Origin of the sequence: Streptomyces sp. 71268 (genome assembly GCF_029392895.1) — a bacterium.
Classification (GTDB): domain Bacteria; phylum Actinomycetota; class Actinomycetes; order Streptomycetales; family Streptomycetaceae; genus Streptomyces.
Map to the genome: position 1 here is coordinate 4190903 of NZ_CP114200.1, position 20909 is coordinate 4211811.

At 70.1% G+C, this 20909-nt stretch carries 22 protein-coding genes; 12 read left to right on the top strand and 10 right to left on the bottom strand.

Translation table 11 applies throughout. The annotated features are described in order from the left end of the window. Positions 1-81 precede the first annotated feature (81 nt). Together OYE22_RS16120 and OYE22_RS16125 are read right to left on the bottom strand one after the other, a co-directional pair. Positions 82-1200, bottom strand: coding sequence for a peptidoglycan bridge formation glycyltransferase FemA/FemB family protein (locus tag OYE22_RS16120; protein ID WP_176162897.1), 1119 nt, complete (start codon positions 1198-1200; stop codon positions 82-84). Positions 1201-1475: 275 nt separating this feature from the next. Further along, positions 1476-1793, bottom strand: coding sequence for a hypothetical protein (locus OYE22_RS16125; protein WP_176162896.1), 318 nt, complete (start codon positions 1791-1793; stop codon positions 1476-1478). Positions 1794-2042: 249 nt separating this feature from the next. Between OYE22_RS16125 and rpsF the strand changes: the two genes are divergently transcribed. From rpsF to rplI, 4 genes are all read left to right on the top strand, one after another. Further along, complete coding sequence (rpsF, locus tag OYE22_RS16130; RefSeq protein ID WP_006604399.1) at positions 2043-2333, top strand: 30S ribosomal protein S6; 291 nt, start codon at positions 2043-2045, stop codon at positions 2331-2333. A gap of 82 nt (positions 2334-2415) precedes the next feature. Further along, complete coding sequence (locus tag OYE22_RS16135) at positions 2416-3012, top strand: single-stranded DNA-binding protein (RefSeq protein WP_277321061.1); 597 nt, start codon at positions 2416-2418, stop codon at positions 3010-3012. 54 nt (positions 3013-3066) lie between these two features. Further along, entirely contained in the window at positions 3067-3303 is a 237-nt protein-coding gene (gene rpsR / locus OYE22_RS16140; RefSeq protein ID WP_004950692.1) for a 30S ribosomal protein S18, read from the top strand. A gap of 19 nt (positions 3304-3322) precedes the next feature. Beyond that, positions 3323-3769 carry a 50S ribosomal protein L9 gene (rplI, locus tag OYE22_RS16145; RefSeq protein WP_277321062.1) on the top strand — a complete coding sequence of 149 codons (447 nt, stop codon included), beginning with the start codon at positions 3323-3325 and terminating at the stop codon, positions 3767-3769. 358 nt (positions 3770-4127) lie between these two features. On the opposite strand, the gene OYE22_RS16150 is transcribed toward rplI, so the two are convergent. Continuing rightward, on the bottom strand, positions 4128-5465 hold the full coding sequence (locus OYE22_RS16150; RefSeq protein WP_277321063.1) for an MATE family efflux transporter: 1338 nt from the start codon (positions 5463-5465) through the stop codon (positions 4128-4130). Between the two features lie 465 nt (positions 5466-5930). Between OYE22_RS16150 and dnaB the strand changes: the two genes are divergently transcribed. The 4 genes from dnaB (at position 5931) to OYE22_RS16170 (ending at position 9129) form a co-directional block, all read left to right on the top strand. Further along, positions 5931-7409 carry a replicative DNA helicase gene (gene dnaB / locus OYE22_RS16155; RefSeq protein WP_277324159.1) on the top strand — a complete coding sequence of 493 codons (1479 nt, stop codon included), beginning with the start codon at positions 5931-5933 and terminating at the stop codon, positions 7407-7409. A 170-nt stretch (positions 7410-7579) separates the two neighbouring features. Beyond that, on the top strand, positions 7580-7912 hold the full coding sequence (locus OYE22_RS16160; RefSeq protein WP_277321064.1) for a hypothetical protein: 333 nt from the start codon (positions 7580-7582) through the stop codon (positions 7910-7912). 104 nt (positions 7913-8016) lie between these two features. After that, positions 8017-8412: a hypothetical protein gene (locus OYE22_RS16165; RefSeq protein WP_277321065.1), complete on the top strand. Its 396-nt coding sequence runs from the start codon at positions 8017-8019 to the stop codon at positions 8410-8412. 120 nt (positions 8413-8532) lie between these two features. Continuing rightward, a complete protein-coding gene (locus OYE22_RS16170) occupies positions 8533-9129 on the top strand; it encodes a hypothetical protein (RefSeq protein WP_277321066.1) in 597 nt (198 codons plus the stop codon). On the opposite strand, the gene OYE22_RS16175 is transcribed toward OYE22_RS16170, so the two are convergent. The 4 genes from OYE22_RS16175 to OYE22_RS16190 form a co-directional block, all read right to left on the bottom strand. Continuing rightward, a complete protein-coding gene (locus OYE22_RS16175) occupies positions 9044-9430 on the bottom strand; it encodes a hypothetical protein (protein WP_277324160.1) in 387 nt (128 codons plus the stop codon). The two genes, OYE22_RS16170 and OYE22_RS16175, sit on opposite strands and share 86 nt — an antisense overlap. Positions 9431-9480: 50 nt before the next feature. Then, entirely contained in the window at positions 9481-10530 is a 1050-nt protein-coding gene (locus tag OYE22_RS16180; protein WP_277321067.1) for a hypothetical protein, read from the bottom strand. Then, complete coding sequence (locus OYE22_RS16185; protein ID WP_277321068.1) at positions 10527-11087, bottom strand: RNA polymerase sigma factor; 561 nt, start codon at positions 11085-11087, stop codon at positions 10527-10529. Before OYE22_RS16185 ends, OYE22_RS16180 begins: the two co-directional genes overlap by 4 nt. 404 nt (positions 11088-11491) lie before the next feature. Next, positions 11492-12793, bottom strand: coding sequence for a DUF5933 domain-containing protein (locus OYE22_RS16190; RefSeq protein WP_277324162.1), 1302 nt, complete (start codon positions 12791-12793; stop codon positions 11492-11494). 1042 nt (positions 12794-13835) lie between these two features. Between OYE22_RS16190 and OYE22_RS16195 the strand changes: the two genes are divergently transcribed. Next, a complete protein-coding gene (locus tag OYE22_RS16195) occupies positions 13836-14318 on the top strand; it encodes a hypothetical protein (RefSeq protein ID WP_277321069.1) in 483 nt (160 codons plus the stop codon). Between the two features lie 139 nt (positions 14319-14457). Continuing rightward, positions 14458-15114, top strand: coding sequence for a M15 family metallopeptidase (locus OYE22_RS16200; protein ID WP_277321070.1), 657 nt, complete (start codon positions 14458-14460; stop codon positions 15112-15114). Positions 15115-15153: 39 nt separating this feature from the next. Here the strand turns inward: OYE22_RS16200 and OYE22_RS16205 are convergent, their stop codons facing one another. Further along, positions 15154-15684, bottom strand: a complete 531-nt coding sequence (locus OYE22_RS16205) for a DNA-binding protein (RefSeq protein WP_277321071.1) — start codon at positions 15682-15684, stop codon at positions 15154-15156. Between the two features lie 947 nt (positions 15685-16631). Then, positions 16632-17360: a phenylalanine--tRNA ligase beta subunit-related protein gene (locus tag OYE22_RS16210; protein ID WP_277324163.1), complete on the bottom strand. Its 729-nt coding sequence runs from the start codon at positions 17358-17360 to the stop codon at positions 16632-16634. A gap of 281 nt (positions 17361-17641) precedes the next feature. Here OYE22_RS16210 and OYE22_RS16215 point away from each other — a divergent pair, with 281 nt between their 5' ends. Further along, the gene (locus tag OYE22_RS16215; protein WP_277321072.1) at positions 17642-18355 is read left to right on the top strand and encodes a helix-turn-helix transcriptional regulator; all 714 of its coding nucleotides are present in this window, start codon (positions 17642-17644) and stop codon (positions 18353-18355) included. 257 nt (positions 18356-18612) lie between these two features. On the opposite strand, the gene OYE22_RS16220 is transcribed toward OYE22_RS16215, so the two are convergent. After that, positions 18613-19020 carry a VOC family protein gene (locus OYE22_RS16220; RefSeq protein ID WP_277321073.1) on the bottom strand — a complete coding sequence of 136 codons (408 nt, stop codon included), beginning with the start codon at positions 19018-19020 and terminating at the stop codon, positions 18613-18615. Positions 19021-19370: 350 nt separating this feature from the next. Between OYE22_RS16220 and OYE22_RS16225 the strand changes: the two genes are divergently transcribed. Beyond that, positions 19371-20798, top strand: a complete 1428-nt coding sequence (locus OYE22_RS16225; protein ID WP_277321074.1) for a serine hydrolase domain-containing protein — start codon at positions 19371-19373, stop codon at positions 20796-20798. Positions 20799-20909: the final 111 nt, after the last annotated feature.

A 20909-nucleotide genomic window follows, 5' to 3' on the forward strand; every position in this document is an offset into this window, starting at 1 on the left:
CGGTGCGGGTGCCGGTCGCTCCCGGCGTGGTCGGGCGAGCGGGCGGTGGGCGCTCGTTCGTACGAGGTCCCGCCGCGGGCCCTAGCGGCGCGACATATACATGTCGAGCGCCTTGTGGAGCAGCTTGTTCAGCGGGAAGTCCCACTCGCCCAGGTACTCGGCCGCCTGCCCCCCGGTGCCGACCTTGAACTGGATCAGGCCGAAGAGGTGGTCGGTCTCGTCGAGCGAGTCGCTGATGCCGCGCAGGTCGTAGACGCTGGCGCCGAGCGCGTACGCGTCGCGCAGCATGCGCCACTGCATCGCGTTCGACGGGCGCACCTCGCGCTTGTGGTTGGCGGAGGCGCCGTAGGAGTACCAGACGTGCCCGCCCACGATCAGCATCGTGGCGGCGGCCACCGCCTCGCCCTCGTGCATGGCGAAGTAGAGCCGCATCCGGTTGGGGTCTTCGCTGTTGAGCGCCGTCCACATGCGCTGGAAGTAGCTGAGCGGACGCGGGCGGAAGTGGTCGCGCTCGGCGGTGATCTCGTACAGCCGCTGCCATTCGCCCAGGTGCTCGTAGCCGCCCTGGACGACCTCGACGCCCGCCTTCTCGGCCTTCTTGATGTTGCGTCGCCACAACTGGTTGAAGCCCTTGTGGACGGATTCCAGCGAGCGGTTCTCCAGCGGCACCTGGAAGACGTAGCGCGGCTGGACGTCACCGAAGCCGGCGCCGCCGTCCTCGCCCTGCTGCCAGCCCATCTTCCGCAGCCGCTCGGCGACCTCGAAGGCGCGCGGCTCGATGTGCGTGGCCTCCACGTCGCGCAACCGCTTGACGTCCGGGTTCTGGATGCCGGCCTTGATCGCGGCGGCGTCCCAGCGCCGGATGATCACGGGCGGACCCATCTTCACCGAGAACGCGCCCTGCCGTTTGAGGTGCGCGAGCATCGGCCGCAGCCAGTCCTCCAGGTTCGGCGCGTACCAGTTCAGCACCGGGCCCTCGGGTAGGTAGGCCAGGTACCGCTTGATCTTGGGGAGCTGCCGGTAGAGCACCAGGCCGGCGCCGACGACCTGGCCCGTGCTGTCGAACCAGCCCAGGCTCTCCGAGCGCCACTCGGTCTTGACGTCCGCCCACGCCGGAACCTGCATGTGGCTCGCCGCCGGCAGACTCTGGATGTACGCCAGATGTTGCTCGCGGCTGATGGTCCTCAGGGTCAGGCTCATTGCGGGGCGCTCCTCGGCAGGTGTGTCCCCAGTGTCGGGGCTCCGGCTCTCGCGGCGAAGCCTACTGTGGGAGGGCACGTCACCGGCCGGGCCTACGGCGAAGAGCGTGGTGCGGTTTCCCGTGGCGGCGGGGAGCGCGGGCAGGGCGCCGCCCGCCCCCGGCCCGCGCGGAACGGGTCGGGGGCGGGCGGTACGACGGGGCGGGGAGCGCCGGGGACGGCGACGGCGCGGTGCGGGCCGGGGGGCCGTTCGGGGCACGTGGCGCGCGGCGGGCGTCAGCCCAGCACACCGCCGAAGAGGCCGCCGTGCGCCATGCCGAGGAAGAAGCCCATGGCGGCGGCGCCCAAACCGATGATCAAGACGAACCGCTCGGCCGTGGTCGCCGAGATGAACTGCCCCCAGGCACCGGTCACGATGCCGACCAGCCCCGTCCAGGAGCTGATCAGGTGCAGGTCGTGGAACATCGCTGTGACGAAAGCCACCACGCCGAGCACGATGGTCGCCGCGGCGAAGGTGTTCTCCACCGGATGCGGCTTGCCGTCGGTGTCGAGGAAGGAGAGAAGACCGTGCTGGGAACGCGCTGCCTGGGCCATGGGAACCTCCGGGTCCTGCGAGGGACGCGGGGCGGCGAGGAGTAACGCCGCTCACACTCGATGCCTCAAGGTTGCGGGCAGACGCGGCGGGATTTCAACCGGAAGCACCGTCCCGGGTAGTGTGTACGGTCTGCGCCGGTGTCTGCCCAGAGCCCCCAGGGGTACCCGGTCCGCACCAGGCGCTACGCATCACGACCCTCCTGCCACGGAACGACCGTGGCCGCTGAGTCCAAAGGAGGTGGGTTCCACATGCGTCACTACGAGGTGATGGTCATCCTCGACCCCGATCTGGAGGAGCGCGCAGTCTCTCCCCTGATCGAGAACTTCCTCTCCGTCGTCCGTGAGGGCAACGGCAAGGTGGAAAAGGTCGACACCTGGGGCCGTCGGCGTCTCTCGTACGAGATCAAGAAGAAGCCCGAGGGCATCTACTCGGTCATCGACCTGCAGGCCGAGCCTGCGGTCGTGAAGGAGCTCGACCGCCAGATGAACCTGAACGAGTCGGTCCTCCGGACCAAGGTCCTGCGCCCCGAGACCCACTGACCGCGTAAGCGGTTCAGCGGTGCTCGGGACGCGTCCTGAGTAGCACAGCAGCCAGCAGCACACCCGCCGAGAGGTTCATCCAATGGCAGGCGAGACCGTCATCACGGTCGTCGGCAATCTTGTCGACGACCCCGAGCTGCGCTTCACCCCGTCCGGCGCGGCGGTCGCGAAGTTCCGTGTCGCGTCCACTCCCCGCACCTTCGATCGTCAGACCAACGAGTGGAAGGACGGCGAAAGCCTCTTCCTGACCTGCTCGGTCTGGCGCCAGGCAGCGGAGAACGTCGCCGAGTCGCTCCAGCGCGGCATGCGCGTCATCGTGCAGGGCCGGCTGAAGCAGCGGTCCTACGAGGACCGCGAGGGCGTCAAGCGCACGGTCTACGAGCTGGACGTCGACGAGGTCGGCGCCAGCCTGCGGAACGCCACGGCCAAGGTCACCAAGACCTCCGGTCGCGGCGGTCAGGGCGGTGGCGGCGGCTTTGGCGGTGGCCAGGGCGGCGGCCAGGGTGGCGGCGGCTGGGGCGGCGGCTCCGGCGGCCAGCAGGGCGGCGGCGCTCCCGCCGACGACCCCTGGGCGACCAGCGCGCCGGCCGGCGGCGGCCAGCAAGGTGGCGGCGGCTGGGGCGGCGGCTCCGGCGGCGGCCAGCAGGGCGGCGGCTACTCGGACGAGCCGCCCTTCTAGAGCGCGAGCTCTGAGGGGCGATCACACCCTTCTTGATCACACAGGAGAAACACCATGGCGAAGCCGCCTCCGCGCAAGCCGAAGAAGAAGGTCTGCGCGTTCTGCAAGGACAAGACCGCGTACGTGGACTACAAGGACACGAACATGCTGCGGAAGTTCATTTCCGACCGTGGCAAGATCCGTGCCCGCCGCGTGACCGGCAACTGCACGCAGCACCAGCGTGACGTCGCCACGGCTGTGAAGAACAGCCGTGAGATGGCGCTGCTGCCCTACACCTCGTCCGCGCGATAAAGGGAAGGGTGACTGACAGATGAAGATCATCCTCACCCACGAGGTCACCGGCCTCGGCACCGCGGGCGACGTCGTCGACGTCAAGGACGGCTACGCTCGCAACTACCTGGTCCCGCGCGGTCTCGCGATCCGCTGGACCAAGGGTGGCGAGAAGGACGTCGAGCAGATCCGTCGCGGTCGTCGCATCCGTGAGATCGCCACGATCGAGCAGGCCAACGAGATCAAGGCCAAGCTCGAGGGCCTGCGGGTCCAGCTCGCGACCCGTGCCGGCGAGGCCGGCCGCCTCTTCGGCTCGGTGACCCCGGCTGACATCGCCTCGGCGATCAAGTCCGCCGGTGGCCCGGACGTGGACAAGCGCCGCATCGAGCTCGGTACGCCGGTCAAGACCCTGGGCGCGCACCAGGTGTCCGTGCGCCTGCACCCCGAGGTCTCGGCCAAGGTCGGCGTCGAGGTCGTCGCGGCCTGACCGTACGCACGCCGATGAGCTGTGTTCGCACAGCACGACGGTGGAAGGGGCCGCACCCGTGGGGGTGCGGCCCCTTCGCGTTGTCTGCGTGGGCGTGGGCGACGCGCTATGGAGGCTGACGCGCTATGGAGGCTTCCGTGTTCGCTCGTCGCCGCTGTTTCACGTGAAACGTGTGGGTCCTCGTCCGGCGGGGAGCGGTGTGGCGGTACGTGGTGCCGGCGGTCGTTGGGCGCGACGGTTTCACGTGAAACGTGGTCGGTGCGGGCTGTTTCACGTGAAACGGCGGTGGCCCCGGCGGCTCGGTGGGCCGGAAGCCGGAAGCCGGAGCCGGGAGCCGGAGCCGGGCGGTGGCGCGGGGCTAGCGGGTCGCGCCCGTGACCAGCCAGCGGCCCGAGCGGGTGCGTACCCACAGGGTCAGCATCCGCATGGTCATCATGAGCACCATCGTCCACCACAGGGCGGTGAGTCCGCCTCCGAGGGTGGGGACGAGGAGGGCGACCGGGGCGAAGACGGCCAGGGTGATGATCATCGCCACGGCGAGGTAGGGCCCGTCGCCCGCGCCCATCAGTACGCCATCGAGGATGTACACCACACCGGAGATGGGCTGGGAGACGGCGACGACCAGCAGCGCGGGGAGCAGCGCGTCCTGTACGACCTGGTCGGACGTGAACAGCGGGATGAACAGCGGACGGGCGAGGATGACGAGCACGCCGAGCACCACGCCGGAGGCTATCCCCCACTCGACCATGCGGCGGCAGGCGGCGCGGGCCCCCTCCTTGTCGCCGGCTCCGAGGTAGCGGCCGATAATCGCCTGGCCCGCTATGGCGATGGCGTCCAGCGCGAAGGCCAGCAGGCTCCACAGGGTGAGGATGATCTGGTGTGCCGCTACCTCGGTGTCGCCGAGGTTGGCCGCGACGCCGGTGGCGATCAGGGTGACCGTACGCAGCGAGAGGGTGCGCACCAGGAGCGGCACCCCGGCCTGGGCGCAGGCGCGTATGCCGGCCGCGTCCGGGCGTAGCGATGCGCCGTGTCGACGGGCGCCGCGTACGACCACGGTGAGGTAGGCGGCGGCCATGGCCCACTGCGCGATGACGGTTCCCCAGGCGGAGCCGGCGATGCCGAGGCCGGCGCCGTAGACGAGTGCGGCGTTGAGCGCGGCGTTGGCGGCGAAGCCTCCGATGGCGACGTAGAGCGGGGTGCGGGTGTCCTGGAGGCCGCGGAGCACGCCGGTGGCGGCGAGGACGACGAGCATGGCGGGGATGCCGAGGGCGCTGATGCGGAGGTAGGTGATGGCGTGGGGCGCGGCGGTGCTGGAGGCGCCGAAGAGGTCGACCAGGCCGGGCGCCGTGGGTAGCACCACCGCGACCACGGCGGCGCCGATGAGCAGGGCGAGCCAGATGCCGTCCATCCCCTGCCGGATGGCGCCGGGCAGATCGCCCGCGCCGACCCGGCGGGCGACGGCGGCCGTGGTGGCGTAGGCGAGGAAGACGAAGATGTTGACGCCGGTGAGCAGCAGGGCCGCCGCGATGCCGAGCCCGGCGAGTTGGGGCGTACCCAGATGACCGACGATGGCACTGTCGACCATCACGAAGAGGGGCTCCGCGATGAGGGCGCCGAAGGCGGGAACGGCGAGCGCAATGATCTCTCGATCGTGCCGGCCGCGCGCACGCCGGTCCTTCGCGGGAGCCTGGATCATGCGGCCCAATGTAATCGTCCACAGGTAAGAGATGCAATCGTTGAGGAGTCCTTACTTGGGGTCGCTCTCCGTGGTGCTCTCTGTGCCGTTTGTCGCGATCTTCGGCCGACTGGGCAAGTTTTTCTTCTGCACAGCCCTGGGATAAGAAAAGCCCAGCTCACAAGGGTGAGTGAAGGGCGGAGCGCAGCTTGTCCACAGCGCCGTCCCCCGCCCCGTACACAGCTTTTCCGGGGTTCTCCACAGGATGGCTTCGATCATCCACATGGCCTGTGGATAACCAGATTGGCGGACGGCTTTCGCGGGCCTACCGTGGTCCGGCGCGCGCACCCTTTTTCTGGCGTGAGGAGCGTCGAACTCGACGCGCCGTAAGCGGAGTCGAGCGTCCTGTTTGTCAGAGCCGTGCCGTAAGAAAGAAGAGCACGGCGAGGGTCCGCGTCGCGGACGGGAGGAGGTGGCGGGGTGAGCATGCCCGAGCCCATGGACGACCCCTGGCCCGACGCTGGCCCCGGTGATCGACTGCCCACGACGCCGCGCCCCCGCCGGGGCGAAGGCCGTGGCCAGGGCCGCCGCGACGACCAGCACGACCGGGGGCGCGAGGGCGGTGGCTGGGACGGCTCGGGCTTCGAGCGCGTACCGCCGCAGGACCTGGACGCGGAGCAGTCCGTGCTCGGCGGCATGTTGCTCTCCAAGGACGCCATCGCCGACGTGGTGGAGGTCCTCAAGGGGCAGGACTTCTACCGGCCCGCGCACGAGACCATCTACCAGGCCATCCTCGACCTCTACGCCAAGGGCGAGCCCGCCGACCCGATCACGGTGGCCGCCGAGCTCACCAAGCGCGGTGAGATCACCAAGGTCGGCGGCGCCTCGTATCTGCACACCCTCGTCCAGTCGGTGCCCACCGCCGCCAACGCGGAGTACTACGCGGAGATCGTCCACGAGCGGGCGGTGCTGCGCCGGCTGGTGGAGGCGGGCACGCGCATCACGCAGATGGGATACGCGGCGGACGGCGACGTCGACGAGATCGTCAACAACGCCCAGGCCGAGATCTACGCCGTCACCGAGCAGCGCACCAGTGAGGACTACCTCCCGCTCGGCGACATCATGGAGGGCGCGCTCGACGAGATCGAGGCGATCGGCTCCCGCAGCGGCCAGATGTCCGGCGTGCCGACCGGCTTCACGGACCTGGACTCGTTGACGAACGGTCTGCACCCGGGGCAGATGATCGTCATCGCGGCGCGTCCCGCGATGGGTAAGAGCACGCTGGCCCTGGACTTCGCCCGGGCCTGTTCGATCAAGGGCAATCTTCCGAGCGTCATCTTCTCGCTGGAGATGGGCCGCAACGAGATCGCGATGCGACTGCTCTCGGCGGAGGCGCGGGTGGCGCTGCACCACATGCGGTCCGGGAGCATGACGGACGACGACTGGACCCGGCTGGCCCGCCGGATGCCCGAGGTGACCGCGGCCCCGCTGTACATCGACGACTCGCCCAACCTGTCGATGATGGAGATCCGCGCCAAGTGCCGCCGTCTCAAGCAGCGCAACGACCTCCAACTCGTGGTCATCGACTACCTCCAACTGATGCAGTCGGGCGGCGCCAGAAGGCCCGAGAGCCGGCAGCAGGAGGTCTCGGACATGTCCCGTAACCTCAAGCTGCTGGCCAAGGAGCTCGAGGTGCCGGTGATCGCGCTGTCCCAGCTCAACCGTGGCCCCGAGCAGCGTACGGACAAGAAGCCGATGGTCTCCGACCTGCGTGAGTCGGGTTCGATCGAGCAGGACGCCGACATGGTCATCCTGTTGCACCGCGAGGACGCGTACGAGAAGGAGTCGCCCCGGGCGGGCGAGGCGGACCTGATCGTCGCCAAGCACCGTAACGGCCCGACGGCGACGATCACGGTCGCCTTCCAGGGCCACTACTCGCGGTTCGTGGACATGGCGCAGACGTAGGGGCGGCTGGTGCCCTCTCGCCCTCGTGCGGGCCGGAACCGTCGCGCTCGGGCACCTGAATGACGTGGGTGAACGGCACCCGGGGTTTCGAGGTGTCGCCTGGCATCCCGGATTTCGGCTGAGACGGACGTCTCGCACCGCGTAGGAGTCCGGTAGCGAAGGAGGTGAAGGTGGCGCTGAACAAGAAGGGTTCCCGGCGCATAACCGTTGACGGGATCGAGTACCGCTGGCGGGTCCGCAGGAAGCCCTCCTATCCGCAGGGACTCTGCTGGACACCGATGACCTATGCGGTCGAAGCGGCCAGCGGCAGCCAGTCGGGCACGACCTTGCTCGTCACCAGCGGCCAGGCCCATCCCAGCAACTGGGCGGGTGTCGAGACGGAGCCGGTTCTTCCAGCTCACGTTGCCGCCAGCATTCGAGAGGCACGGGATAAGGGCTGGGAGCCAGCCCGGAGCGGCTCTCCTTTCCGGCTCGACCGGTCCGCAGGATTCGTCGCCAGGTGATGAGGTCAAGCGGCGTGGGGCGGTGCGAACTGCCCGTCGGCGGACCGCATCCGGCCCGACCGTGACCTCGCGGCTCCGCGGAAGCACCTTGGCATGATCTCGGCATGACCTCGACCCTTCCTCGCACTGTCCGAGCCGTCGACACCGCTCATCTGCTGGCCCTGGCCCAGGAGGCCGCCCTGCACGGCTTCAGCCAGCGGCTCCCGGTCGACTGGCTCCGGGAGTACCTCGCCGCGGAGGCGACGCACTACCTGTTCCCGACGATCGTGCAGCGGCTTACGCACCGTCCCGAGATGCCACTGCAGTGGAGGTGCCAGCAACTGTTGACCGTCAACACTGGAGAGCAGATCTTGGGTCTGCTCGACGTCCTACCCGGCACCTTCGACACGATCCCGGAGACCTTGGACGCGGCGTCCAAGAAGGACATCGTCAGCCGCATCGAGAGAGCGGCGTCCGTGTGCGAGTGGGTGGAACGGACGGGCGCGGAAGCAGGTTTGTGACCCCTATGGCCAGCGCTGTCGGCGTGCTCGCGAGGGTGCTCCACGGAATACAGCGTGTGCAACGTGCTGGGCGAGATGGAATCGGGCCGACAGGCCGCACGTGTGGTCGAGGATGAGCGCATGGACGTCCCCGAGTTGCTCGAAGCAGCTTCCCTGCTGGTGCCGGAAGAGGCCGCCACCGAGAACGACATCACGGTGCGAGACATTTGGGACTACCTCGTCCACGACGAGTGGGAGACCGTCCTGGGCCTGCTGGAGGAGTTGGGGGAGGCTCGCTCGCTCCCGCTGGCCTTCTGGGAACAGCTCGCCGAAGCGGCTGATCAGCTCCGGCTGGAACGGAGCGCGGCGTGGTGCCACTGGCGATGCTCCGAACTCCGCAACGGTGTGATCCGCGCGGACCTGACGCTCCGCCCCGCCGCCGAGGCGCGACGCACGACGCCCATCCCCGGCGCCGGCGTCCTGCGGCCGATGTGGGACACCGGACACCTCTCGCCCACCGGCGGGCGCGCGGTCAGCATCGCCGGGCTCTGGGTCGAGAACATGCCCGTGCTGGAGCCCGGCGGGCGAGCCACGGTTCGCCTCGTACCCCTCACCCCCTCCCACTGGACGCACGTCCGGCCCGGCCAGCAGATCACCATGCACGAGGACCGATCCGTGGCCGGCACCGCGGTCGTCGTGGAGGCCCGGCCCCCCGTCCCGACCATGCCCGCGCGATGACACGAGCCGCTGGTGCGAGCACGTCGCACGGCGCCCGGCGGTGCGCGGTGGTGGGGCAGGGGCGCGGCGTCACCTGGTGAGGACGAGGCTGACGTTGTGGCCGCCGGAGCCGAACGAGTTGAACAGTGCGGCGGACCACTGACCACTGATCGGTGCGCGGCTCGCCGTGTACCACGTCGAGTTGTACGCGTGGGTCGAGTTCGTCGAGGTTGCGGGTGGCCGGCGGCGTGCCGTGCCGGAGCGCGAGCAGCGCGGTCATGGCGCCCAACGCCCCCGACGCGCCGATCAGGTGCCCCGGCATCGACTTCGTCGCCGTCACCGCGGCGTGGTCGCCGATCACCCGGCCGATCGTTACCTCAGTGGGGACAGGGGTGGCTGCTGCCAGGCGGGGCCGACCGAGAGGTAGGTGGTGCGGTGGATGACGTCCCCGGACCGGAGCTTCTGGCTTCCCCAGGCCAGGCCGTCGTTCCGCGCCCGGTCCACGGCCTCCAGGACGTGGAACGACTTGGTGTCGACGATCAGTTGCCGGCGCCAGGTGTCGGCGTCCAGTTCGACGACCGTGCCGGCGCGCCCGGTGCTGTCCTTGACCCGTTCCGTCACGCGCGCCCCGGGGATGCCGGTGAGGACATCGAACAGCGCGGCCCGTAGCTCGGGTTCGGCGGGTGACCGGGCGAGCAGGTCCTCGATGCCGTCGAAGAGTTCCTCGGGCACCGAGTCCCCGGTGGCCTCGCCAACGAGCCGGGACCGCAGCGCTTCCGGGTCGGTGGGCAGCTTCCGGAGCTCGTCCCACCCGACCGGTTCGCCGCAGATCACCCAGACCGTCCCGCCCATGTCCTGCCGGGTGTAGTCCTGCACCAGGCCGTTGCCGGGCTTCCCGCGAGTGCCGTTCCGGCTCACCCAGATCGTCTCGTACGACTCGTCCGGCCGCTGCTCCCGGTCGAGGGTCCGGTTCCACTGGAGGATCCGTACCTTCCAGTACGGCGCCGTCCTCGCCCGCTCCGTTGCCGGGGTGACCCGCTCGTCACCCGAGTCCGACCAGGGCTGGAACGTGGCCCCCAGCGCGATCGCCGCCACCGCGGCCGCCGAGACCAGCACCGGCATGTGCCGCCGCCAGGTCCGAGCCGGGACGATCTCGGCCACCGGCTCCCGTTCGAGCCCGATGACGGGATCGCCTCCGCCGGCCCGGCCGGTCCGCTTCGCGTGGTGGTGCACCTTTGCTTGGTCGGGGCCTGTCGCCCGATCGGCGTCCGTTGCCGGGTTGGCCGCCGATCGCACCGCGGCCAGCGCCGCGGCGACGACGTCCGCCGATGGCGGCGCGACTCGGCCCGCGGCGCGCAACCGCCCGGCACCGGGGAAGTCGAGGAGGGCGCCGTCGTCGGTGTGCGTGTCCTGCCCGGTCATGCGAGGTCTCCTGTCAGGGAAAACGGAGCGGAAGGGCCGAGCGCCGCACGCAGTCGCGTGCGCGCCCGGTGCAGCCGGGACCTGGCCGTGCCCGCGGGCACGCCGACGACGGCCGCGGCCTCGGTGGGGCTGAGCTGTTCCCACGCGATCAGCAACAGCAGCTCCCGCTCCACGGCCGGCAGCTCGGCCAGCGTCTGGCGCATCAGCGGCCCGACCGCCGCCGCGTCCAGCCTCCGGTCAACGGCGTGCCACGGATCGCTGCTCACCTCGCCGGCGAAGGCGGTGGTGGACGCGTGCCGTTCCTGCCCGCGCCAGTGCGCGGCCAGTACGTTGCGGGCCACGCCGAACAGCCACGGCCGGGCGGGCCCGCGTGCGGCGTCGTAGGTGGTGCGCCCCGCGTACGCCCGTAGCCACGCCTCGGCGAGCAGGTCGTCCGCCGCGCCGGGCGCCCGGCGCGCGAAGTAGCCGTGCAGCGCGCGCGAATGGCGCTCCACGAGTGGTTCGAACGCCGACGCGTCACTTCCTGACCGCGTCAGCAGTTCCTCGTCCGTCGCCACAGACCTCCCCTTCCACGGGCCACGCCTTCCGCGGCCCCCACCCCTTCTTGTCGCCACCCGCCGTGAGCGTTCGCGGCGTGCCTGCGGGTGGGGGCGGCGTGAAGAGGGTGCGAAGGAGGGTGGTGCGCATGGTGACGTGGGTGTGGGTGTGGGACGTTCGCACCGGCGGCCGCTGCCACCACCGGGGCGCCACGGGCGCGCGCCTCGCGCACGGCCGGCGCGAACCGCGTGAGCCGTACAACCCGCGTGAGCCGTGCAACCCGCGTCAGCCGTACGAGCCGGGCAACGCAACGGCCTGCTCGCTGTGCTCAGCGAGCAGGCCGTTGGTCGTCGTACGCCCATGCCCTCAACCCCGCCTGCTCGGGCCAGGCAGGCGGGGCCCGGTCACGCCCGTCAGCTCACGATCAGATGAGTTCGGGCTGCGGCTGAGGCTTCGGTTCCGTTTCCGACTCGGGTTCCGATTCCCGCACCGGCACGGTCTTCGGCTCCCACCGCTTCGTGAGTCGCATGTAGCCGTAGACCACCGAGATCATCGCCAGAATCAGCAGCGGGCCGAAGACCCAGGCGTAGTCGGCCATCTCCACCGACAGGAAGCGGTACGACACCAGCATCGCGGTGAAGATCGCCGCGCCGTAGGCGACGAACCGGATTCCCGAGCGGTCCCAGTCGTGGTCGATCGTGCGCAGCGCCGCCTCGATCGTGACCGCGAACACCACGCCGGCGACGATGTCCGCACCGTAGTGGTAGCCGAATCCCAGCGTGGCGCCGAGCGTGGCGAGCAGCCAGAACGTTCCCGCGTACCGCAGGAACCGCGAGCTGTTGCGGGAGTGAATGAAGATCGCGGTAGCCCATGCCGTGTGCAGACTGGGCATGCAGTTGCGCGGGGTGATGTCGTCGAAGGGCATGCTCTGCGGAACGCCGACCGGCGTCAGCGTGTCCGGCCACAGGTTGGCCACCGCGTACTGCCCACCGTCGGCGCCGTAGGCGAAGATCGGCCCGACCACCGGGTAGATCATGTAGATGCCCGGTCCGAGCAGGCCGATCACCAGGAAGGTGCGCACCAGGTGGTGGGTGGGGAAACGGCGATCGACCGCGACGTGCCGGAGCTGGTAGAGCGCGACGACGACCGCGGCTACCGCGAGTTGCGCGTAGACGTAGTCGAGAACGTGGTAGCCGACCGTTCCTGAGGCTTCAACCAGCCGCCCCACCAGCCACGACGGGCTGCCCAGCGCGTGGTCGGCGGTCGCCACGTACTGGTCGAGCACCGTGGGACGAGTCTTCCACGTGATGAGCAGCCAGGCGTCGCCGGTCTTCCGGCCGGCCACCAACAGCAGGCCGAGCCCGACGCCCTTCAGCAACAGGACGCGTTCGCGGCCGCTGCGGCGGGTGATGGCGATGACGCCGTAGGCCAGGAGCACCCACAGGGCGCCATTGCCGAACATCATCTTGGCGTCGAAGATCCACCGCACCAACGCGAAGACGACGTCGATGCCGACCGCGAATCCGAAGGCGATGAACCGCTCCCGCCAGGTGAGCACCACCATCATCAACGCCATGCTGGCGTAGAGCAGCGGTCCCGATTTAGGAGCGAATATCACCTCTCGCACCTGGTTGCTGATCGGCCCCCGTACGCCGTAGTGGCGTGCGGCGATCTCCAGCGCGATGAGGAATGCGAGGGCCACCACGCTCACCACTGCCCACAGGATCACCCGTGGTTGGCGGCATGCGGTGAGCGCTCTTTTGAAATTTATTCGTGTAAATACCCGCGATGCTACAGATATCAATTGTTTGGCCGATTTGTTAGATGCCCAGTAAGGAGATCATCCTTGCCGGATAGCTTGGTTTCCGGGGGCAGGTGGGCAATGAGGGGCATGGTCGTGAGTTCAATCATGCTATAGGAGCGGTGTGGGTGGGTTTCGCTGGTCACGGACGGTACGAAGGCCGGTTCATCCTGTGCTCGTCGCGTGATCGCTGCTTGCTCGGTGCTCGCCCGTTGCGTGCTCGCTGCGTGCTCGTCGTGCGCCGTTGTGTCTCGCGTTGTGCTCTCGTCGCGCTGTCGCCGGGTCGGCGCCTCGGGGAAGGGGGGCGGTAATCGCTGGCCTCCGGGGAGCGTCGAGGGGTCGAACGGATTATCCGGCGTCTCGCGTGCGTGTGCGCAAGAACGCGAACAGGGAGGCGTGGGCGGGGCGTTGGCGTACGTCGGCCTACGGCAGATGTGGTGGCCGGCTCCCTCGTGAGGGCGAGATAGGGCGGGATGTGGGGGGCGTGAGTGAGGCGTGAGTGGGGTGCGGGCGGGCTGTGGGTGGGGTGCGGGTGGGTTCTGGCGGGGCGAGGGTTGGGCGGTGCCGGTTGGGTAGGGGTGGGTGCGCCCTCGCTGCGCCGACGCTCGGCGAACTACGCCGACGGATGGTGGCCGTGTGGCCGGCGCGGCCGTCGACCGTTGCCCGACCGCCAGTTCCCAGCTACGCGCGGGTCTCTGCGGTGCGGGTGCCGCGTGCGCGCCCTCGGTCGTGGCGTGAACTGCCCTCCGGGCGCGAGGCGTAGGGCGCATGGCGCGACGCGGGCGACGGCGCGTTGCGTGGGATGAACGGGGTGAGTGGGGTGGGCGGGGTGAACAGGAAGAGTGGGGAGAACGGGGTGAAATGGGCGGACGGGGTGGCCCGGGCGCGTGTGTGGGCGTTGCGGATGTGTCAGTTCCGCCCGCGAGCGAGTACTACGATCGGACGCTCATTTCGAAAAGGGGGAAGCATGCGGAAGAAGATCGTCATTGGCGCTGCGGTGGCCCTGTCCACGGTTCTCCTCGCGGGTTGTGGGAGCGACGGCGATTCGTCGAAGAAGAGCAAGGGGCACCAGGCCGATAAGGCCGGCAAGACCGACAAGTCCGTAAGCGGGGGTGCGAACCCGAAGCGGGACGGCGCGGCGGCGGGCAACAGTGCCGCGGTCAAGCGCGAGGTCACGCTGGAGGTGCGCGGGAGCGGGTCGTCGCAGATCTACTACAACCTGGACAGCAACAAGATGGAGAAGGCCAAGCTGCCGTGGAAGAAGACGTCCACGATCACGCTGGAGACCGACGCGGAGAAGAAGGTCGGCCTCGGCGTCTCCGTCGTGCCCGGCTCCGTGACCGGCCCTGATGGCATGCTGCGCCCGGCGGACTGCGTCATCACCGTTGACGGAAAGCAGGTCGCGGACAACAGCGGCGGCAAGTCGATGTGCAAGTACACGGTGAAGTAGGGACCAGGACCACTCGGCGCCCGTACGGCTGGTGGCGCAGGTTCATTACCGCGCGTCCCCGCGTGAGCGGGGTTATCCACATCGGCAGGGTTATCCACAGCCCAACCCGGGCTGGGCGGGGCCGGGTGATGATTGCCCCATGACTGAGATCGTCTTGATGTCCGACCCGAGAGTCGCGTCCGTTCCTGTTCAGGAGTGTGGTGAGCCGCTCGTGGACGTACGTCGAGACGCTGCCCTGCTGGTCGACGAACGGAAGTGGGAGGACGCTGCCGGCGCCTTCGCCTTCCTCCGCGAAGGCGTGCTCAACCGGCTGCGGGCTGCGCAGGCTGAGCTGCCCCGGGGGATGCGGCTGTTGTTCGTTGAGGGCTATCGTCCGCCGGCGTTGCAGCGCCGGTACTTCGAGGAGTACGCGGACGGCCTGCGCGCCGAACACCCCGAGTGGTCAGCGGACCAGGTTCGCTCGGCGGCCAGTCGCTACGTGTCTCCTCCCGAGATAGCCCCGCACAGCGCTGGTGCGGCCGTCGACGTGACCCTCGCCGACGCCGACGGCCGTGAACTCGACCTGGGCACCCGCATGAACGCGTCACCGGAGGAGAGCGCGGGCGCCTGCTACACGCAGGCGGACACCATCACTGCCGAGGCCCGCGAGCATCGGGACATCCTCAGCGCCGCGCTCACCTCGGCGGGACTGGTCAACTACCCCACGGAGTGGTGGCACTGGTCCTACGGAGACCGTTACTGGGCGCTGGAGAGTGGCGCGATAGCCGCCTGCTACGGCCCCAAGGAACTCGACTGACTGGGCGGGTGACCTGCGGGGCATGTTGGCGCGTGCGGGTTAGGGCTCGGCGGGTGGAGCCGGCGTGGGTGTTGTCGCCGGAGCCGTCGCGGGAGACTTCCTGGTTGGTGCCGGTGCCTGGTGTTCCGCTTCGCTGCCGGTGCGGGCGAGGAGGCGTTCGTAGCGCTGCCTGGCGGCCTGGGGGGTGCCGAGGCCGAGGCCAAAGGCGATCTCGGGCCACGTCATACCGCGACCGCGCGCCATCTGGAGGAGACCGGCCTCCAGTTCGTCCATCTCGCCCCGCGCCAGCGGGATGAGGGTCAGGGCTGCGGTGATGTCGGTGTGGTCCACCTCGGGCTCGCCCTCCTCTCGTTGCGCGGCCCCGCTGAGTAGGAAGGAGACCAGCCTGATGGCTTCGTGCGCCCCGATGATCGAGGGATGCACCTGTCGTTGGCGCTGCTCGTCGCTGGCCGCGTGGCGTTCGGCGATGCGAAAGAGGGAGGCGTAGACGCGTTCGGCTCGTGTCCGGTCGGGGTCTGCCGGTGCGAAGGCGGGGGACTGCTCGCGAGGCGAGTCACTGGTCGAGGGCATGTGAGAAGGATGCGAGAGGTGCGGGAAGTTGTCAACGAATTATTGTGAACGGGTTGTTTGCGTGGTGTGCTGTCCAGAGCGTTGAGCGTCGCAGTCTGTGCGTGTTTTGGTCGCGACCGCGATGGGAGCGGGGTCAGTGACGGGCCGGCACGGTTCCGGGCTGCGGCGGACGCGATACGGCTACGCGGCACGAGGTCGGGCGGTGTGCAACACGGTTCGCGTGGCACAGCGCCACGCGTGTCACCGTGGCACGTGCAGTACGACTACGCGCTCCTGAACGCCAGGCGCGTAACAACGGCAACTGCGGTACAACTCCACGGGTTGCACGGGTTGCACGGGTTGCACAACGGTGCGCGTGCACAGCAGAACAAGGTGGGGAGGGGCGGTGGGAGGGGGAGGGGGGAGGGGTGGGGCCCCCGTAGGCCGACGTCGCTCCCTCGTACCGCCAGCCCGCCCCACAACGCGGCGCACGCTCCCGAGCCAGCCCGCCATAACGCAGCCCACCCTGGGCCAGTCCGTAAGGCCGGGCTACCGAGCCCGTCTGCCGAGCCGGGGCCACCGGACCGGCCCGTTGGGCCGGACTGCCGGCCGGGCCAGCCAGAGCAGGCGGCCTAGCCCGACACGAAACCTGCCACCGCCACGCCACAGCACCGCCACGCCACAGCAACACCACTCCGCAGCATCACCACTCCGCCGCCCCGCCACTCCGCAGCAACGCCACGCCAAGCCATGGCAGCACCGTCCCCGCCCTGCTGCCCCGGCATGACGTTCGACGCAGGCACCGAACAGGCAGAGGCGAGGTCAAGGCGGGGCCCGAAGGTGACGAGGCGGGGCCGGAGATGACGATGCGAGCCCGAAGGTGACGAAGTGCGCCCGAAGGTGACGAAGCAGACCCAGAGGCGATGAAGCGGCGGCTGGGGAGGGGGAGGGAGCGACAGGCGCCGAAGTCAGGCCGTGGAGGCGCGCAACAGCCGGGTGTTGATCTTCACCTCGGGGCTGCTGGTGGTCAGCGCATCGGTGAGTGCCTCGCCCGCCGCCGAGAGCGCCTGGTCGTCCATCGCCCCGAGGGCGTCCAGGATGAAGAGGGCGCGGGTGGTGTCATGGGTAAGTCGGGTACGGGTGCACTGGCGCCAGTTCCAGCGCCGACAGGTCACGCCCAGGTCGTCACGCCAGACGACTTCGCCGGCGGCGGGGTGCTCGGTGGCCGGTTCGCCGCCCGCCGTGGTGTCGAAGACCTCCGTGCCGTCGGCGCGCACCAGTCGTGCCGGGCCCGCGTAGTGGTCGAGGTCCTCGCCGCCCAGCGGCAGGAAGTGGCTCACCGACACGGCGTTGTAGATGTCGGTCAGCCGGTCCACGCGCGGCAACCCGTCGGTGGCTCGCCGCAACAGGGCCTCCGCGCTGGGCCGGGTACGTTGCGGCTTGGCACCGAAGGAACGGAACGCCTCGCGCCAGGCGGCGATGTGCGGGTGCTCCTCCAACGGCCCGTCGCCGATGCGCTCGCGCGCGGTGACCTCGGCCCGCGCGAGCATGTCCTCGCTGAACGCGTCGCTCGGCCCCGGGCGCAGCCCTTCGGCCGTGATGAGCAGAGTGTGGTAGTCGGGGCGTAGGGCCGCCACGGCCGGGTCGATGCTGACCGACGCCAGCCAACCCACGGCGTCCACCGTCGCGCCGGTCAGCGGTGTCGGCTCGGCCTGCGTTTCGGGACTCACTTCTCTCCTCATGGGTTACGCCTGCTGGCGACGGCTGGCCGGTCGGCCGCCCGCCCGGTGACGGGCGTCGTCGTGGCCGGCGCGTGCTCTGGCCGGGCTGCCCACGCGCGGATCGGGTAGCCGGGCCGGCAATGTACCAAGGGGCCGGGGCACGCTGACGCCCGTCGGTTCCGAGGGGCACGCCCGGTGGCCCGTCCCTTGGACCTTCCGTTGCGAGGTGCGCGTCACTGGCCAGGCATGCTGGAGCCATGTACCGAGAGTGGCGCTCGCGACGTGCGGGGACGGTGGTGTGGGAGCGCCGTGCCGAGGCCGGGGCGGGCGGCGTCGCACGGGTGTTGCCCGACGGGTGCATGGACCTGATCTGGTCCGCGGGCCGGCTGCTCGTGGCGGGTCCCGATACCCGGGCGCACCTCTTCGTCGACCGGCCCGGGGCGGCGCACACCGGGCTACGGTTCGCGCCCGGCGTGGGCCCGACCGTGTTCGGCCTGCCCGCGTCGGCGGTGCGGGACGACCGGGTCCCGTTGGACGAGGTGTGGCCGCGGGCGGAGGCCGCGCGGCTGGCCGAGCGGATCGCGGCCGTGCCGGCGGCGGCCCGGGCAGAGGTGTTGGAGGAGGCCGTCGCCGAGCGGCTGCGTACCGGGCGGGCGCGCGACGGCCAGTCGCCGCTGCCGCACGCGCGGGTGGTACGCGGGTTGCGCGCCGGTGGCACGGTTGCCGCCCTGGCGCGGGACATCGGGCTCAGTGAGCGACAGCTTCGACGCAGATGCCTGGACGCGTTCGGGTACGGGCCGAAGACCCTGGCCAGGGTCTTGAGAATGGGCGACGCGCTGGAGCTGGCGCGTACGGGGGAGCCGCTCGCCCTGGTAGCGGCACGCGTCGGCTACGCGGACCAGGCCCACTTCGCCCGCGAGGTGCGCGCACTGGCGGGCGTACCCGTGACGAAGCTGCTGGCCGCCGAATAGCGCGCCGCGCCGGAGCCCACCGATGCGCGGGCGCCCCCGTGCGGGCACCTCCACGCTGGACCTCAGCTCGGCCGGACAACCCACACCACCCCGGCCACCCAGATCCCCCAGGCCAGCCAAGCAACCAAAAGAGCCGGGCCGCTCAGACCTGGCAGACCGAAGCTGGCAGACGGCCTGGCAAACAGAACAGACCTGCTAGGCCAGACCGACAGACAGGAAACCGCGACGCCACCCAGGCGAGGATCGAGCAGACCCTCTTAGGTCGCCACCGCTTCCAGCGGCGCGAAGAGGTCCACCGCGTTACCGTCCGGGTCGCGGAGCACCGCGTACCGCTGCCCCCACGGCGCGTCCCACGGCACCTTGTGACCGGCGTACCCGTCTCGCGTCAGCTCCGCGTACAGCGCGTCGACCTCACCCGGACCGTCGCACAGAAAGGCCAGGCCAAGCCGGTGGCCTCCGCCCTGCGGCGGGGTCCAGTCGGGGTCGAAGGACCGTACGGTCGCCACGGTGTCCCAGGCGATCCGCGTTCCGCCGGGCAACTCCGCCTCGACGTGCGGTTGGCCGTCGGCGTCGGCCGGGATGGTGAGGCCGAGGCGGCGGTAGAAGGCAAGCGTGGCGGCCATGTCGTCCACGACCATGCCGATGAGATCGAATCGAGGTGTCATGCGGTCACGTTAGGCAGCCACAGTGGGCAGGGTCTTGAAGGAATCGGACGTGTCCCGATCGCCGAGCGAACCGTACGTCCCGCACACGACGCCTCCGGCCCGCCGTCGACCCGCCGACTCGTCGAGCGGCGCAGCCCGACGCGGCTGTACGACGCGCCCCGAAGCGGGCGGCCGGACGACCGATCAAATGACGTCGAACGACGAAGCGAACGACGCGCTGATTGACCAGTCGACTGACCAGGCGACTGACCAAACGGACACCGCGCCCCGATTCCCGGTGTCGGCATGGGTGACCCGGTGGCTAGGGTCCAAAGTCGGGACCCGCAGGTTCGATCGCCGACAGGAGAAACATGACCGAGACCGCCCCGTTTGATGAACTCCTTCCCGCCACTCGTCGCGCCCTGCTGCACCGCCTCGCGGTCGGCCAGGCCGAGGGACGTACCCCGTCACTGGTGGGGGCGGTGGTGCGGGACGGGCAGTTGGTGTGGTCGGGGGCGCGGAGCGCGCTGGCCGATCAGGTGCCCGACACCGACACGCAGTACCGCATCGGATCGATCACCAAGTCGCTGGTGGCGGTTCTCGTGATGCGGCTGCGCGACGAGGGGTTGCTCGACCTGGCCGACCCGGTCCGCGTCCACCTGGCGGACCGGCTGGCGGCGGAGGGCGCCGATCCGTCAGTGGGCGACGCGACCATCGCCCAACTGCTGGCCCACCGCAGCGGCCTCGCCGCCGAGGCGCGCGGCCCGTGGTGGGAGCGGACCCCGGGTGACCTGCGTCCGGAGCTGGGCGATGTGTTCGGCGAGCGCCCGCACCGCCACCCGGCGGAGCACACGTTCCACTACTCCAACCCCGGATACGCGCTCCTCGGCGCCCTGGTCGAGCAGTTGCGGGGCGCCTCGTGGGACGAGGTGTTGCGCCGCGAGGTGCTGGCGCCACTCGGGATGACCCGTACGTCCGCCACGCCCGAGGCCCCGCACGCGCACGGTTGGGCGGTGCACCCGTGGGCGGACGTGATGCAGCGCGAGGCCGTCGAGGATGTGGGGGTGATGGGACCGGCGGGACAGCTGTGGTCAACGGCGGCGGATCTGGCCCGTTATGTGGCGTTTCTCGCGCGGGGCGATGACCGCGTGCTCAACGCCGCGACGCTGGCCGAAATGCGCCGGCCCGCCAACGCGCCAGAGGGCGCGGTGTGGGATGGCAGCTACGGGCTGGGACTGCAACTGGCCCGCAGGGACGGGCGGCTCCTTTTCGGCCACACCGGTTCCATGCCCGGCTTCCTCAGTACGGTGTGGGTCAGCCCGGACGAGAACCTTGCCGGCGTCACGTTGGCCAACGCGACCTCGGGGCCGTCCATCGCCAACCTGGCCGCAGATCTCATCGGCATCGTCGCGCAGCACGAACCGCCCATCCCCGAACCGTGGCGCCCGCTGCCCGACGTGGACGCGGAACTCCTATCGCTGACTGGCCCCTGGTATTGGGGCACCACCCCCTTCGTCCTGCGACTGCGCGCCGAACGTTGGCTGGAACTCGCCCCGTTGCGGGGCGGCGGGCGCGGCTCCCGCTTCCGCCCGGAGCGGGACGGCACCTGGGTCGGGCTCGACGGCTACTACGCCGGAGAGACGCTGCGCGTGGTGCGCACCGAGCAACCCCACCACACCGAGGGCCCGGACTCGCAGCTCCACCTCGACCTCGGCACCTTCGTCTTCTCCCGGAAGCCCTACGAGCCGGCGGAGTCGGTGCCGGGCGCACTCGACCCGGAGGGCTGGCGCGGGTTCTGACCGCAAGCGACCGCAGCCGACCGCAGCCGATCGTGTACGGGGCGCGCGTGCCCGAACGCCACGCGAACATGTCCGCCACCTGACGGCTACTGTCCGACGATTCCTCCCGAT